The following is a 915-nucleotide window of genomic DNA, read 5'->3' as shown; positions in this document are numbered from 1 at the left end:
CCATTGCGGGTTGGTCAGCCCCGCGCCGCACAACACCCGGTGGGCAGGCGCGCTATTCAGAACTGGCGATTGAAACATCTTTGATGTGCGGGCAGGTCTTCAATCAACCCTTGCGCCAGACTGAAGGCTTGATGATGTCTTTGTTGCAATTGATGGGCCTTGATCTGCCAGTCCCTGATCATACGACATTAAGCAGGCGCTGTGCCAGCTTGTCGTCTTTGAAGGCTCTGGGGCGGCACACTACAACCGCGCCTGATGAACCCATTCATGTTCTTGTCGACAGCACAGGATTGAAGATTTATGGCGCAGGCCAATGGCTTGAGGATAAGCATGGCAGCAAATCCCCCAGGAAATGGCGCAAACTGCATCTTGGCGTCGATGCTGACACAGGTGAAATTATCGCTGCAGTCCTGACCGATCAGAACAGCAGTGATAGCAGCCAATTCACAGCTTTGCTTGACCAGATTGACCAGCCCATCGCAAGCGTCACTGCTGATGGAGCTTATGACAGTGATGAAACCTACAGGTCTGCCCGCCAGCACAGTCCGGGTGTAAGCGTTATTGTTCCACCGCGGGCCCGACAATTACCAATGGACATGTATGGCCCACCGGATCAGCGGGACTGGCACACGCAAACAATCGCCGAGCATGGCCGGATGAAGTGGCAGGCCGTAACCGGTTATGGAAAACGGTCTCATGTGGAAACGGCCATGGGCCGGTATAAGTCCGTCAATCGCAACCGTCTTCGCTCACGCAAGTTTGCCAATCAGCAAACCGAAGTCAAACTCGGATGCCACATTCTCAATCGAATGCTGGCATCCGCACGCCCGGATTCCGTCCGTGTGAAAGAGTTAAGCCTGTAACCAAACATCAAAGACCCGAATCTGTCTATTATCGGCTTCATGCACCAACGCC

Annotated in this window: 1 protein-coding gene; it reads left to right on the top strand. The window is 54.0% G+C overall.

Features of this window, described 5'->3' with window-relative positions; genetic code table 11:
- Nucleotides 1–863 (top strand): IS5 family transposase (locus VBH83_RS19325; protein ID WP_396999095.1); only part of this gene is annotated, 863 nt, incomplete at its 5' end.
- Between the last annotated feature and the right edge of the window lie 52 nt (nucleotides 864–915).

This window comes from Ochrobactrum sp. S1502_03 (assembly GCF_044435015.1).
In the GTDB taxonomy this organism is placed as follows: domain Bacteria; phylum Pseudomonadota; class Alphaproteobacteria; order Rhizobiales; family Rhizobiaceae; genus Brucella; species Brucella chromiisoli.
The sequence above is the reverse complement of the archived record's forward strand: the minus strand, read 5'-3'. Positions and strand labels throughout refer to the sequence as shown.